Here is a 13,573-nt window from a genome sequence, read left to right on the forward strand (position 1 = left end):
GCTCCCGTCTCCATCAGCTCCCCGTCCTTTCCGTCGCGAACCAGCGGCGCGTGCGGTCCGCCGCCGTGGCCGGGGCCGCCGCGAGGATGTCGGCGAGGGTCTGTGCGGCCAGCTCACGGCGCCAGGCGAGCTCCGCGCGGCGCATGGCCGTGGCGATCCCGCACGGCCGCCGCAGGTCGCGCCCCGACAGCTCAGCGCCCGCGCCCTGCTGCCGGATCTCCATGCACCGGAACGCCTCTTCCGGCCCCTCGATCGCCGTCACCACGTCCATGAGCGTGATCGCCTCCGGCGGCCGGGCCAGCCGGAAGCCGCCCCGCGCCCCCGGCGTCGAGCTGAGGATTCCGGCCCGTACGAGCGCCTGCAGGCGCTTGTTCAGATACGCGGCCGGCAGGTCGAAGGAAGCGGCCAGCTTCGCCGTGGACACGGGCCGGTCCTCGCCGAGCCAGGCCAGCGTCACACAGCAGTGCAGCCCCCACTCGACGCCCTCACTCATCCTCATATCTGGAGTTTACAGGTCCGGGTTCCAGGAGGTCCGGGCTCGGCCCCGACAGCCCTGATGGCCCCGGCGGCGGCCCGACGGCTCGGGCTGCCCGACGGCTCCGGCGGCCCGGTAGCTCGGTGGCTCGGTGGCTCGGTGGCTCGGGGCCCGACGGCCTCGGCGGCCCCGGCGGCCCCGGGCTGAACCTCTGGTGAAGGCTTGCCAAAGCGTGCTCTGCCGCCGCGGCGCCTCCCTACATTGCGGGCATCACACCAGACGCCCCTCTTCTCCCCCTTCTCCCCTGCGAGGTCGCCGTGGCCATGCCGGACACCGAGACCATCCTGGCCGTGGCCGGACTCGTGGCCACCGCCCTGGTCTGGGCCGTGGAACGCTTCCTGCCCGGACGCAAGCGCATCGGCTACCGCGTCCAGATGGACACCCCGATCGGGATGAACCCGCAGGACGCCCACAGCCTGGTACAGCTCAGACTCCTGAGACAGGACCAGGAGATCACCGACGCCACGCTGGCGCTGCTGCGGATCGAGAACGACGGCAGCAAGGACATCGTGCGGCAGGACTACCAGGAGCCGCTGACGGTGGAGTTCACCGGCCGCACCGTCATCGGCGTCGAGGTACCGGACGCCAACCCGCCCGACCTGATCGGCATGCTGACCCGGCCCCGCGCCGGCCTCCGGTTCAGCGGCAACCGGCTGCACATACCCAACGTCCCGCTCAACACCCGCAACCACTTCAAGCTGCTGGTGCTGCTCTCCGGGACGGGCGAGGACACCACGGACGGCGGCCGGCGCCGGGCCGGCGGCGAGGTGACCGTCGGCGGCTTCCTCAGCGGCGGCCGGATCCGCCGCAACACCCAGCGCTGGGGCCCGCGCAAGCCGAGCCTCGCCCTCGGCGGCCTCTTCATCGTGCTGGTCGGCCTGTTGGGCGGGCTGCTGCTCAGCACTCCGGCGGTGCCCGCGCGCGCCGAGTGCGCCACCGGGCGGCTCACCGTCGACGGCTCCACCGCGTTCGCTCCCCCGATGCAGGAGATCGCCCGCCAGTACCAGGCGCGCTGCCCCGGCGCCCGGATCGAGGTCGCCAGGAGCGGCAGCCTCTCCGGCCTGGCCAACCTGAACCGCGCGGGGCGCGCGGCCCGCTCCGACAGCCCCTCCTTCCTCGCCATGTCCGACGTGCCGGCGCCCTCGATCTACGGGCGGCTGCAGGGCGAACGGGTGGGCGTCATCCTGCTGAGCCTGGTCGTCAACGAGCGCACCGGCGTCGACAACCTCACCCTCGACCAGGTGCGGAAGATCTACGACGGCACCTACACCAACTGGAAGGACGTGGGCGGCAACGACCTCGCCATCCATGTCGTCGGCCGCGACGCGAGCTCCGGCACCCGGCGGGCCTTCGAGACGACCGTGCTGCACCGCTCCGAGCCGGGCGTGGTGTCGTCGTACGACTGCACCGACAAGGACCGTGACGAGCGGGCCCGCGTGACGCGCTGCGAGGTGAACAGCACGACGGCACTGCTCGACACGGTGGACCGGGTGGCGGGCGCGATCGGTTACGCGGAGACGTACGCGGCGGCCAAGCGACCGCACGTCGTCGCCATCCGGCTGGACGGGCACGAGCCCGACATCGAGTGGGGACAGCAGCATGAATACCCCTTCTGGACCGTGGAGTTCCTCTACACCTACGGGCATCCGGCGGACGGCTCGCTCGCGGCGAAGTTCCTGACGTACCTGAACTCCGACACCGCGAAGAACGTCATGCGGATGTACAAGCACGTGCCCTGCGCCGACGACCGGAGCCTGTCGGCCTCCGTATGCCGTCCCTGACGCCCGACCGCCTGCGCGCCGGTCGCCGGTAAGCCGGACGTCGGGGAGTCGGCCGTCGGGAGGTCGCACGCCGGGAAGTCGACCGTCGGGAAGTCGACCGTCGGGAAGTCGGTCGTCGGGGCGCCGGTCGGCGGCGTCTGCCGTTGCTGGTCACGGCCGCGAGGCCGGTGCCCGTGCCGCCCGTCACGGCGATCGCGCCGTCAGTGTCCGTACGCAGCACCCTCGCCCCTTGTGTGCGCAGCGCGGCAATCGTGCTGGGGGCCGGGTGACCGTACAGGTTGTGCGCGCCCACGCTGATCACGGCGAGCCGGGGCGCCAACGCGGCCATGAGCGCCGGGTCCTGGTAGGCGGAGCCGTGGTGCGCCACCTTCAGCACATCGATCGCGTGCAGCTCCGGGTGCGCGGCCAGCAGCTCCTGCTGGGCGGGTGGTTCGAGGTCCCCGAGGAGCAGGATGGTCAGCCCGGCGGTGCGTACGAGGAGGGTGACGCTGGCGTTGTTGGGTCCTTCGGGCATGTAGCCGGTGGCCGGCAGCCCGGACGGCCCGGCAGGGCGCTGGGCGGCAGAGTCGTTCGGAGCAGCGGCATTCGGAGCAGCGGCTTTCGGAGCTGGGGCCGAGGTCGGAGCCGGGACCGGGACCGGAGAGGGAGCAGGGGGCGGGGGCCAGAGGACCTGCCAGGAGACGTCTCCCGTCCGGCGTCGCTCCCCCGGTACCGCCCGGACCACCGGCACGCCGTACGCGGCCGCCGCCTTCCGTACGAACGCCGCCCGGTCCGGCGGGTCCTCGCGAGTGGTGGTCTCCAGCGCGCCGACGCTGCGGCCGCGGAGCGCACCGGTCAGGCCGTCCACATGATCGGCGTGGAAGTGGGTGAGGACGAGGAGCGGGATCCGGCGTACGTCCAGCTCCTGCAGGCAGCGGTCCATGGCGCGCGGGTCGGGCCCGGTGTCCACGACCAGCGCACTGCCCGGGCCGGTGGCGAGTACGAGGCCGTCCCCCTGGCCCACGTCGCACACGGCCAGCCGCCACCCGGGCGGCGGCCAGCCGGTGACGATGCGGGTCAGCGGCACGGGGCGGACGACGAGCACGACGAGCAGCAAGGCACAGGCGATGCACAGCGACCGGCGCCGCAGCAGGGCCGGCGCGACGGGCACCAGGGCGGCGATGACCGCGGCCAGCAGGAGGCCCCCGGTCCAGCCGCCGGGCCAGTCGAACTCGGCACCCGGCAGCGCGGCTCCCGTGCGGGCGATGAGCGCCACCCACTCTGCGGGCCAGCCCGCGCACCAGGCGAGCGCGGTGGCGAGGGGCGGGAGGAGCGGGGCGGTGGCCAGTGCGGCGAAGCCGAGGACGGTCGCGGGGGCGACGGCCGGTTCGGCGAGCAGGTTGCAGGGCACCGCGATCAGCCCGACACGGGCCGCGAGCACCGCGACGACCGGCGCGCACACGGCCTGCGCCGCGGTGGCCGCGGCGATCACCTCGGCGAGCCGGGGCGGGACGCGGCGGCGCTGCAGCGCGGTGCTCCAGCGCGGCGCGAGGGTGAGCAGCGCGCCGGTGGCCAGTACGGAGAGCAGGAAGCCGTAACTGCGGGCCAGCCACGGGTCGTAGAGGACGAGCAGCAGGACGGCGGCGGCGAGCGCGGGGAGCAGCGTGCGACGGCGGCCGGAACCGATGGCCAGCAGGGTGATCAGGCCGCACGCGGCGGCGCGCAGCACGCTCGGGTCAGGGCGGCACACCACCACGAAGGCCAGCGCGACCGCTCCGCCGATCACCGCCGTGGTCCGCAGCGACAGGCCGAGCCGGGGCGCGATGCCGCGGCGTTCGGCGCGTACGGCGAGGTGGGGCGGGCCGATGAGCAGGGCCAGCACGATGGTGAGGTTGCTGCCGGACACGGCGAGCAGGTGCGTCAGGTCGGTGGCCCGGAAGGCGTCGTCCAGCTCCGGCGTCACCCGGGAGGTGTCGCCCACGACGAGCCCGGGGAGCAGGGCGCGGGCATCGGGCCGCAGGTCAGCGGACGCCTCGCGCAGCCCCGCCCGGAGCGAGCCCGCGAGCCGCTGGAGGGGCGTGGGACCGCCGATACGCAGGGGCGGTGGCGCATCGGCCGCGACGCGCAGCACGGCGGCCGTGCGGTCGCTGGGCGGCAGCGGCGGCGCGAACCGTGCTTCAACCCGGGATGCGCGTCGAGGGGAGGAGGGAGCGCCAGGGACCACCGGCCGCGCTGCCCCGCTGCGCCGACCGCCCCTGCTGGTCCGGCCCGCCCTGCTGGTCGCGTCGGCCGCGCTGCGGGACGACGACCAGTACCGGGGTGCGGGTGGCGGTCACCGCCCCGTCCGGAGTGGTGACGCGTCGTACCTCGGCGGCGAACACCACGGGTGCCGGCATTCGTTGGGCGTCGCTCGCGCGCTGCCGGGCGGGGTGCGGGTCCTCGGTCACCTCCAGCTCGACGGTGGCGTGCGCGTACTGCTGGGCGAGCCGGGGCACCGGGCCGCGCCGCAGATCGGCTCCCTGGAGTGCCGCCGAGGCCGCGCCGGCCACCGCGCACAGCAGCACCGCGACCAGGGCGACCAGTGCCCCCGCGCGACGGCGTACGGCTCGGAGGAGCACGAGTCCGGCCACGGCCAGGGCGACGGCGCTCAACACGACGAGGGTGCGGACGGAGGCGTCGAGGCTCAGCGCGGCGGCTCCCCAGGCGGCGAGCGCGGGCGCGACCAGCCGCAGATCGGCAGGGCCTACGGACTCTTCGCCGGGCGTAGCCGCCCCCGGCGTCACCGGCTGCGGGGCAGGCCGCTCCGCCGCTCGTCGGCCGGTCCCTCCCGGCTCCATGTCGGTCGCGCCCGGCAAAGCACCCTCGCCCGGCCAGGCACCCTCGGCCTGGCAAACACCCTCATCCGGCCAGACCCTCCCGTCCGGCCGGGCGCTTCCCCCCGGCCACGCGTAGCCGTCGGGCCGGGTGCCCTCGTCCGGTGGTGGGTCCGCAGGGCCGTACGTGGAGGCCGGACCGCTCGGCGTGGTCATGGCTGCACCAGGGGGCGCAGGTCGGCGAAGCGGCGGTCGCCGATGCCGTTGACCTCCTGCAGCTGGTCGACGGAGGTGAAGCCGCCGTGCTGGGTGCGGAAGTCGATGATGTGCTGCGCGAGTACGGGGCCGACGCCGGGCAGGGTGTCGAGCTGTGCGGCCGTCGCGGAGTTCAGGCTGATCGGACCGGCCGCTGCGGCACCGGCCCCGGACGAGGCGCCCGCCGCCCCCGAAGCACCCGCGGCGACGGCTGATCCCGCGGCCCCCCGATGCCCCCGCAGCGCCCGCGGCCGCCGCAGCACCCGTACCGGCCCCGGCACCGGCCTGACCGTCCGCTCCCGCCAGTGCGGCGGCCGGACCTCCGACGACGATCTGCTCGCCGTCCACCAGGAGCCGGGCACGGTTCAGCGTGCGGGTGTCCGCCCCGGAGAGCACCCCGCCCGCGGCACGCAGGGCGTCGGCGACACGGGCGCCTTGGGGCAGGCGGTGGACGCCGGGACGGCGCACCTTGCCCACGATGTCCACCACGACGCGGCGGGCCGGTGCGGCGGACGGGGCGCCCGCCATGCTCATCGTGCCGCTCGGAACGGGCGCCGTGGCGTGCCGGGCGACCGGTGCCCGTACGGCCTGGGGTCGGGCGCTCCAGAAGTGGTGGACGGCGAAGGCCACGGCGATCAGGAGGACGACGGCGAGCGCACCGAGCGCCTTCGGGTCCGTACCGCAGCGGAGCTGGAGCCACAGCGGGAGGCGTTCCTGCAGAGCGATCCGCCAGCGCGACGGCACGGGCACCGCGCGCTCCGGCGCCGCCGGAGGGAAACGACCGGACGACGGCGGTGGATCGGGCGGCCGGCCCGGCGGACGGTCCGGCCAGTCGGAGTCGGGGAAGGAGGCGGAAACACGGGCGGAGGTGCGAGGACTCGACGTCATGCCGATGACGCTAGAGAGATTTCACGCACCGCGTCGATCATGGTCAATATCCGTGGACAACCCGGGTGTTGTGGATAACTCGGCCACCCCGATGAGCGACATCGCCCCAACGCTCCCCGGCTCCCCGGCTCTTCGGCGCCCCCTCTCCCCTGCTCCTCGGCGCCCCCGCTCCCCGCCCCCTTCGGCTACCCGCCTCGTCCGGCGCCCCGCCGCGCGCCCTCACCGCGGCGACAGCACAACCCCCAGCAACCCCGGCCCCGTGTGCGCGCCGATCACTCCGCCCACCTCGCTGACGTGCAGGTCGGCCAGGCCCGGTACGCGGTCGCGGAGGCGGTCGGCGAGGGCGTCGGCGCGCTCCGTAGCCGCGAGATGGTGAACCGCGACATCGACCGGATCCGTACCCGCCCGGTCGGCCACGATCTCCTCCAGGCGCGCGATGGCCCGGGAGGCGGTACGTACCTTCTCCAGCAGTTCGATGCGCCCGTCGGCGAGTTGCAGCAGGGGCTTGACCGCGAGCGCGGAGCCCAGCAGGGCCTGGGCGGCGCCGATGCGGCCGCCGCGGCGCAGGTACTCCAGGGTGTCGACGTAGAAGTACGCGGAGGTGCCCTCGGCGCGCTTCTCGGCCGCGGCGACCGCCTCGTCGACGTCCCCGCCGGCCTGCGCGACCTCCGCTGCCGCGAGGGCGCAGAAGCCCAGTGCCATGGCGACCATGCCGGTGTCCACGACGCGCACCGGGACCGGCGCTTCCCTGGCCGCCAGGACCGCCGCGTCGTACGTGCCGGAGAACTCCGAGGAGAGGTGGAGCGAGACGATGCCGCTCGCGCCTGAGGCGGCGGCCCGGCGGTAGGTCTCGGCGAACGTCTCGGGGGTCGGCCGGGAGGTGGTGACGTACTTGCGCTTCTGGAGTGCCTGGGCGACCGACCTGGCCGAGATCTCCGTTCCCTCTTCCAGGGCCTCGTCGCCGAGGACGACGGTCAGCGGCACCGCGGTGATGCCGTGGCGCTCCAGCGCTGCCCGCGGGAGGTAGGCCGTTGAATCGGTGACGATCGCGACATGGCGGGACATGAGTGGGAGGTTATCCGGGGATCCCGGTGCCCGACAGTGCGGGCCCTCTTCCAAGATCCTCTCCGATTCCGGAGCGATGTGCCACAGCCAATCTTGGCGGCGGTGGCGGGTCAGCCGGAGTTCTCCGGACGGGCGGTCTTCTGCCAGGAGTACGAGGGCTGGGTGCGCGGGTCCCGGGCGTCGAGGGCACGCGGGCCCTCCTCGTGCCGGTCCGTGTGCGTGCCGGGCGCCTCCGGCTCGGGCCACGCGGCGAGCGGGTCCGGCACCGTACCCGGTCCGGGCGCGGTCTCCCGCCCGTCCCGCGCCGCAGATCCGTCCCGCGCCGCAGATCCGTCCCGAGTCCCGTCCGCCGCGGGGGCCCAGTGCCGCAGTGCGCCGGCCTCCATGTCGATCTGGCCTGCGAGCACCGACAGGTCCTCGTCGGCGAACCTGCGGGCGCGGTCCTGGGCCGCCCAGCGCAGCGAGTCGGCGGCGTGCGTGCACCGCTCGACGCGTTCGCGCAGCTCAGGGAGGCATTCAGTGATCCGCGCGCGGTCCGGCTCGCGCTCCAGGCGCTTCAGCTCGGCGTCCAGCTCGTGGCCGTGGGCGCTGAGCCGGCCGAAGAGGTCCAGCGCTTCGCCGAGCGCCCGGTCCTCGGCGGAGGCCGCGCGCAGCGCCTCCTGGGTGGCACGCATCGACGTACGCAGGGAGTGCCGCAGCTCGGCGAGCTGTCCGGCCGGGCCGGACTGGGTGTACCGGCGGGCGCGCAGGGTGGTGTCCTCGACCGCGCGGCGGGCCTGGCTGACCGTGCGGTCGACGCCGCGCGCGGCCGCGGAGACGACCTTGACCGTCACGAAGACGCCTGCCGCGACGAACAGCACGAAGAGCAGGGCGAGGATCAGGAGCGCGGTGGTCATGGGCTTCCCTCACGTGGGCTCGGCCGGCGGACGGCTTCCTTCTCCCACGGTAAACGGGCCCGGCAGGTCAACGGTTCCCCAAAAACCCCGAACCTGCCCCTAGTGGTCTTCCCCGGTGCGCGCCCGCCGGGCGGGCGCGCACCGGGACCGGATCAGGCCGGAACGATGTTGACCAGCTTCGGCGCCCGGACGATGACCTTGCGGATGCCGGCCCCGCCCAGTGCCGTCACGACCGCCGGCTCGGCCAGCGCGGCCGCCTCCAGGTCCGCGTCCGAGATGGACGGCGAGACCTCCAGGCGGGCCTTGACCTTGCCCTTGATCTGCACGACGCAGGTCACGGTCTCGTCGACGACGTACGCCGGGTCGGCCTCCGGGAAGTCCTCGTGGACCACGGAGCCGGTGTGGCCCAGCTTGTGCCACAGCTCCTCACCGATGTGCGGCGCCAGCGGCGCGACCAGCAGGACCAGCCGCTCGGCGACGGAGCGCGGGACGCTGCCGCCGGCCTTGGTCAGGTGGTTGTTCAGCTCCGTGATCTTGGCGATCGCGGTGTTGAAGCGCAGCCCGGCCATGTCCTGGCGGACGCCGTCGATGGCCTTGTGCAGGGCACGCAGGGTGTCCTCGTCCGGCTCGGCGTCCACGACGGTGACCTCGCCGGTGGCCTCGTCCACGATGTTGCGCCACAGGCGCTGCAGCAGGCGGTACTGGCCGACGACGGCGCGGGTGTCCCAGGGGCGCGAGACGTCCAGCGGGCCCATCGCCATCTCGTACAGCCGCAGCGTGTCCGCGCCGTACTCCTGGCAGATCTCGTCGGGCGTGACGGCGTTCTTCAGGGACTTGCCCATCTTGCCCAGGACGCGGCTGACCTTCTCGCCGTGGTAGTAGTACCCGCCGTCGCGCTCCTCGACCTCGGCAGCCGGGACGGCGATGCCGCGCTTGTCCCGGTAGACGAAGGCCTGGATCATGCCCTGGTTGTACAGCTTGTGGAACGGCTCGGCCGAGGAGATGTGCCCCAGGTCGTGCAGCACCTTGGACCAGAAGCGCGCGTACAGCAGGTGCAGCACGGCGTGCTCGGCGCCGCCCACGTACAGGTCGACGCCGCCGTGCGGCTGCCCCTCACGCGGGCCCATCCAGTACTGCTCGATCTCCGGGTCGACCAGCCGCTGGACGTTGTCCGGGTCCAGGTAGCGCAGCTCGTACCAGCAGGAACCGGCCCAGTTCGGCATGGTGTTGGTCTCGCGGCGGAAGCGCCGCACGCCCTTGCCGTCACCCAGGTCCAGCTCGACGTTGACCCAGTCCTCGTTCCGGGACAGCGGGGTCTCCGGGGAGGTGTCGGCGTCGTCCGGGTCGAAGGTGCGCGGGGAGTAGTCCTCGACCTCGGGCAGCTCCAGCGGCAGCATCGACTCGGGCAGCGCGTGCGCCACGCCGTCCTCGTCGTACACGATCGGGAAGGGCTCGCCCCAGTAGCGCTGCCGGCTGAACAGCCAGTCGCGCAGCCGGAAGTTCACGGTGCCCTCGCCGATGCCCTGCGCGGCCAGCCACTCGGTGATCTTCGCCTTGGCGTCGGTGACCGACAGGCCGTCCAGCGAGACGGCCTCGGACGACGAGTTGACGATCTTCGCGTCGTACGAGGAGAACGCGTCGTCCCAGGTCGACGGGTCGGTGCCGCGGTCGTCCGAGGGCTCGACCACGCAGCGCATGGGCAGCTCGAAGGCGCGCGCGAAGGCGAAGTCGCGGCTGTCGTGCGCCGGGACCGCCATGATCGCGCCGGTGCCGTAGCCCATCAGGACGTAGTCGGCGATGAAGACCGGGACCCGCTCGCCGCTGACCGGGTTGGTCGCGTACGCGCCGGTGAAGACGCCGGTCTTGTCCTTGGCCTCGGCCTGGCGCTCGACGTCGGACTTGGCCGCTGCCTGCTTGCGATAGGCGGCGACGGCCTCGGCCGGGGTCGCGTAACCGCCGGTCCACACGTCGTGCGTGCCCTCGGGCCAGGCGTCCGGGACGATCGAGTCCGGCCCGGAGACCAGCTCGTGCTCGGGGGCCAGCACCATGTAGGTCGCGCCGAACAGGGTGTCCTGGCGGGTGGTGAAGACGGTGATGCGCTGGTCCCCTACGGGGAAGTCGACGCGCGCGCCCTCGGAGCGGCCGATCCAGTTGCGCTGCTGCAGCTTGATCGCCTCGGGCCAGTCCAGCCCGTCCAGGTCCTCCAGCAGGCGGTCGGCGTAGGCCGTGATGCGCATGTTCCACTGGCGCAGCTTGGCCTTGAAGACGGGGAAGTTCCCGCGCTCGGAGCGGCCCTCGGCGGTGACCTCCTCGTTGGCCAGCACGGTGCCCAGGCCGGGGCACCAGTTGACCGGCGCGTCCGAGGCGTACGCCAGGCGGTACTCGCCCAGGACGTTGGCGCGCTCCAGGGCGCTCAGGTCGGCCCACGCGCGGCCGTCGGGCGTCTCACGCTCCCCGGACTCGAACTGGGCCACCAGCTCGTCGATCGGGCGGGCCTTGCGAGCCTCGGTGTCGTACCAGGAGTTGAAGATCTGCAGGAAGATCCACTGGGTCCACTTGTAGTACGCCGGGTCGATCGTCTCGATCGAGCGGCGCTGGTCGTGGCCCAGGCCCAGGCGGCGCAGCTGCGCCTTCATGTTGACGATGTTGGCCTCGGTGGAGACCCGCGGGTGGGTGCCCGTCTGGACCGCGTACTGCTCGGCGGGCAGGCCGAAGGCGTCGAAGCCCAGGGTGTGCAGGACGTTGTGGCCCGTCATGCGCTGGAAGCGGGCGTAGACGTCCGTGGCGATGTAGCCCAGGGGGTGGCCGACGTGCAGGCCCGCACCCGAGGGGTACGGGAACATGTCCATGATGAACTTCTTCGGCCGCTCCGCCAGTTTCGGGTCGCCGGCCAGGTCACCGCTGGGGTTCGGCGCCTCGTAGGTGCCGTGCTCGTCCCAGAAGTCCTGCCAGCGTGCCTCGATGTCCGCGGCCAGCGCGGCCGTATAGCGGTGCGGGGCCGCCGCCTCGGCGGCCGTGGTCGTCTCGCTCATCGTCCTCAAAGCTCCATCGATCGTCTCTGCCTGCGGAAACGCACCCCTTGCGGGCACCTCCTTGCCGGCCGGCGCCGGAAACAAAAAGGCCCCTCGCACAGGAGGGGACGCCGCGCCGATTCCGACCCGGACCTCGCAGTCTCCGGTCCGGTCGGTACTGATCAGCGCGGCCCGCTAAGCAGAAGGCGTACGGCACGCATGGCGTCAGGGTACCGCAGCGCACCAGGGGCCCGCGCCGAGGATTCCCCCGGGCGGGCCCCGTCCCACATGCCGGACCGGACAGCGGCCCGGCACACGGGGGCCTAGCGCCGGTAGGAGCTCACGTAGCCCGTGCCCGGCGTGCCCACGCCCGTGACGTCGTCGTAGCCGACGACGGCGTGCAGCGAGCTGTCCTTGCCGAGGCTGCGCAGCGAGGTGGTCGTCCCCCCACTGGCGTCCATGCCGTTCACGTAGTCCACCCGGACCACCGCGAGGTCCCGGCCCGCGCCCAGCGGGCGGTCGGTGACGTCGTGGTACGCGGAGGTGCCGTACCGCTGGTAGATCGCGGGGTTGGCGAAGCCGATGGCGATGCCGTGCCGCGCCTCCTGGGCCAGCGCCTGGACGCCCGCGATCACGGGTGCCGCCAGCGAGGTGCCGCCGATGCGGTACTCGTCGTACGTGAGCGAGCCGTCGGGGAGCGACTGGGTCTGGCCCACGAGGAAGCCGGTGTTCGGGTCGGCGACGGCAGCGATGTCCGGGACGGCGCGCATCGGGGCGCCGCCGTTCGCCTTCGAAATCTTGTTCGGCACGACGCCGCGCTGATAGAAGGGCTGCGCGACGGTCCTGCTGGTGCCGCCGCCGGCTCCGGAGGTGAAGGCGCCGGGGAAGTCCTGCCAGCTGCCGCCGTCGGCCGCCAGATCGGCCTTCAGAGTGCCCCAGCCGGTCTCCCAGAGGTACTTGTCGCCCTTGCCGACGGCCAGCGCGGTGCCGCCCACGGCGGTCACCCACGCGGAGTTCGCCGGGGTGTCGACCTGCTTGGTGCCGGTGTGGGCGACCTCGTCGCCGTTGTCGCCGGAGGAGAAGTAGAAGCCGATGCCCTCGACGGCGCCCAGCTGGAAGATCTGGTCGTACGCGGCGGCCACGTCGGGCGTCTCGTTGGCCTCGATGTCGCCCCAGCTGTTCGAGACGATGTCGGCGAGCCGGCCGTCGACGATCTTCCCCAGGGAGTCCAGGAGGTCGTCGTCCATGCAGGACGCGCCGCCCACGTAGACGATGTCGGACTCCGGCGCGACCGCGTGCACGGCCTCGACGTCGAGGGTCTCCTCCCCGTACCAGCCGGCCGCGTCGCACTCCTTGATGTGCGAGTACTTCTTGGGCAGCACCTGGGAGAGCCGGCCCTTCGTGTAGCCCGCGTCGCCGTTCCGGTCGGCGTACTTGCGCGCGTCGGCGGCGATGGTCGGCGAGGCGTACGCGTCGGTGATCGCCACCGTGACGCCCTTGCCGGTGCGCGCGCCCGCCCCGTAGGCGGCGCGCAGCTGCTTGCCCGTGTAGCCCTTCACGGCGTACGGCTGCTTCGCCCCGTAGGCAGAGGGCAGGCTCTTGTCCGTCCTGGAGCCGTAGTAGCTGGAGAACGGACCGGAGTTGCGGAATATCTGGCTGGGCGGCGGCAGCTGCGCGTGGTGCCGCGCCATGTGCGGCGCGTTGTCCAGGCCGGTGACCGTGAGGACCGCGCCGTGCAGCGACTCGGGGGCCGAGGCGGTGCGGGAGGGGGCGTGGTAGGTGTGCCCGCCCTTGCGGTAGTTGTGCAGGTCCGTGGCGAAGGCCCGTTCGGCCGCCGCGGCGGTGCCGGTCACGGATATGGAGCGGCGGTCGGTCCCGGTGACCTTCAGGCCGGCGCCCGTCAGCCAGTGGGTGACGGCCGACACCTGCTCGTGGGTGGCGCCGAAACGTGCCTGCGCGCGGTCGGCGCTGAGGTACTTCCCGTACGAGGCCGAGGACGGGTCCGAGACGGCCCTGGCGTAGGCCGCGAGGCCCTCGGCGTCCCGGCCGGCCAGGAAGACCCGGGCGGTGACCCGGTCGGTCCGCGCGGTGCTGCCGCGGTCGGCCTGCTGTGTGGCCCACTGCGGCTTCGTGCCGCGCAGCGCGTCCCGGCCGTCGTGCCCGGCGGCGCCGGCGGCGGGTGTGCCCAGCGCCAGGGCGCCGGCGGCCAGCGGCAGCGTCACGGCCACGGCCAGCCCGGCACGTCTCCGGCGCGCTCTGGAGCGGCTTGCTCTCATGAAACCCCCTGCGATGCGACGCGTCGCGTGCGGTGCACGCGGTCTCCGCGATGGCGTGCGGTGCTCGCGGTGGC

7 protein-coding genes and 2 pseudogenes are annotated in these 13,573 nt (G+C 73.5%); 1 reads left to right on the forward strand and 8 read right to left on the reverse strand.

Features of this window, described 5'->3' with window-relative positions; translation table 11 throughout:
• Nucleotides 1-13: 13 nt before the first annotated feature.
• Nucleotides 14-499, reverse strand: coding sequence for an Rrf2 family transcriptional regulator (locus C3486_RS19985; protein ID WP_103834106.1), 486 nt, complete (start codon nt 497-499; stop codon nt 14-16).
• Nucleotides 500-798: 299 nt separating this feature from the next.
• Here C3486_RS19985 and C3486_RS19990 point away from each other — a divergent pair, with 299 nt between their 5' ends.
• Nucleotides 799-2,316 carry a PstS family phosphate ABC transporter substrate-binding protein gene (locus C3486_RS19990; protein ID WP_103834107.1) on the forward strand — a complete coding sequence of 506 codons (1,518 nt, stop codon included), beginning with the start codon at nt 799-801 and terminating at the stop codon, nt 2,314-2,316.
• Here the strand turns inward: C3486_RS19990 and C3486_RS19995 are convergent.
• From C3486_RS19995 to C3486_RS20025, 7 genes and pseudogenes are all read right to left on the reverse strand, one after another.
• Nucleotides 2,246-4,790: pseudogene (locus C3486_RS19995) on the reverse strand (ComEC/Rec2 family competence protein). The gene C3486_RS19990 and the pseudogene C3486_RS19995 overlap by 71 nt on opposite strands.
• Nucleotides 4,791-5,320: 530 nt before the next feature.
• Nucleotides 5,321-5,644, reverse strand: coding sequence for a helix-hairpin-helix domain-containing protein (locus tag C3486_RS38085; RefSeq protein ID WP_258052881.1), 324 nt, complete (start codon nt 5,642-5,644; stop codon nt 5,321-5,323).
• A gap of 103 nt (nt 5,645-5,747) precedes the next feature.
• A pseudogene (locus C3486_RS38575) lies at nt 5,748-6,251 on the reverse strand (SLBB domain-containing protein); the annotation flags it as partial.
• Between the two features lie 219 nt (nt 6,252-6,470).
• Complete coding sequence (locus tag C3486_RS20010; protein ID WP_103834110.1) at nt 6,471-7,316, reverse strand: DegV family protein; 846 nt, start codon at nt 7,314-7,316, stop codon at nt 6,471-6,473.
• Nucleotides 7,317-7,426: 110 nt separating this feature from the next.
• Nucleotides 7,427-8,212: a hypothetical protein gene (locus tag C3486_RS20015; RefSeq protein ID WP_103834111.1), complete on the reverse strand. Its 786-nt coding sequence runs from the start codon at nt 8,210-8,212 to the stop codon at nt 7,427-7,429.
• A 152-nt stretch (nt 8,213-8,364) separates the two neighbouring features.
• Nucleotides 8,365-11,244: a leucine--tRNA ligase gene (gene leuS, locus C3486_RS20020; RefSeq protein WP_103834112.1), complete on the reverse strand. Its 2,880-nt coding sequence runs from the start codon at nt 11,242-11,244 to the stop codon at nt 8,365-8,367.
• A 302-nt stretch (nt 11,245-11,546) separates the two neighbouring features.
• Nucleotides 11,547-13,499 (reverse strand): protease pro-enzyme activation domain-containing protein, encoded by a 1,953-nt coding sequence (locus tag C3486_RS20025; RefSeq protein ID WP_103834113.1) that lies wholly within the window; start codon nt 13,497-13,499, stop codon nt 11,547-11,549.
• Nucleotides 13,500-13,573 lie beyond the last annotated feature (74 nt).

This window comes from Streptomyces sp. Ru73, from assembly GCF_002920575.1.
Lineage (GTDB): Bacteria > Actinomycetota > Actinomycetes > Streptomycetales > Streptomycetaceae > Streptomyces.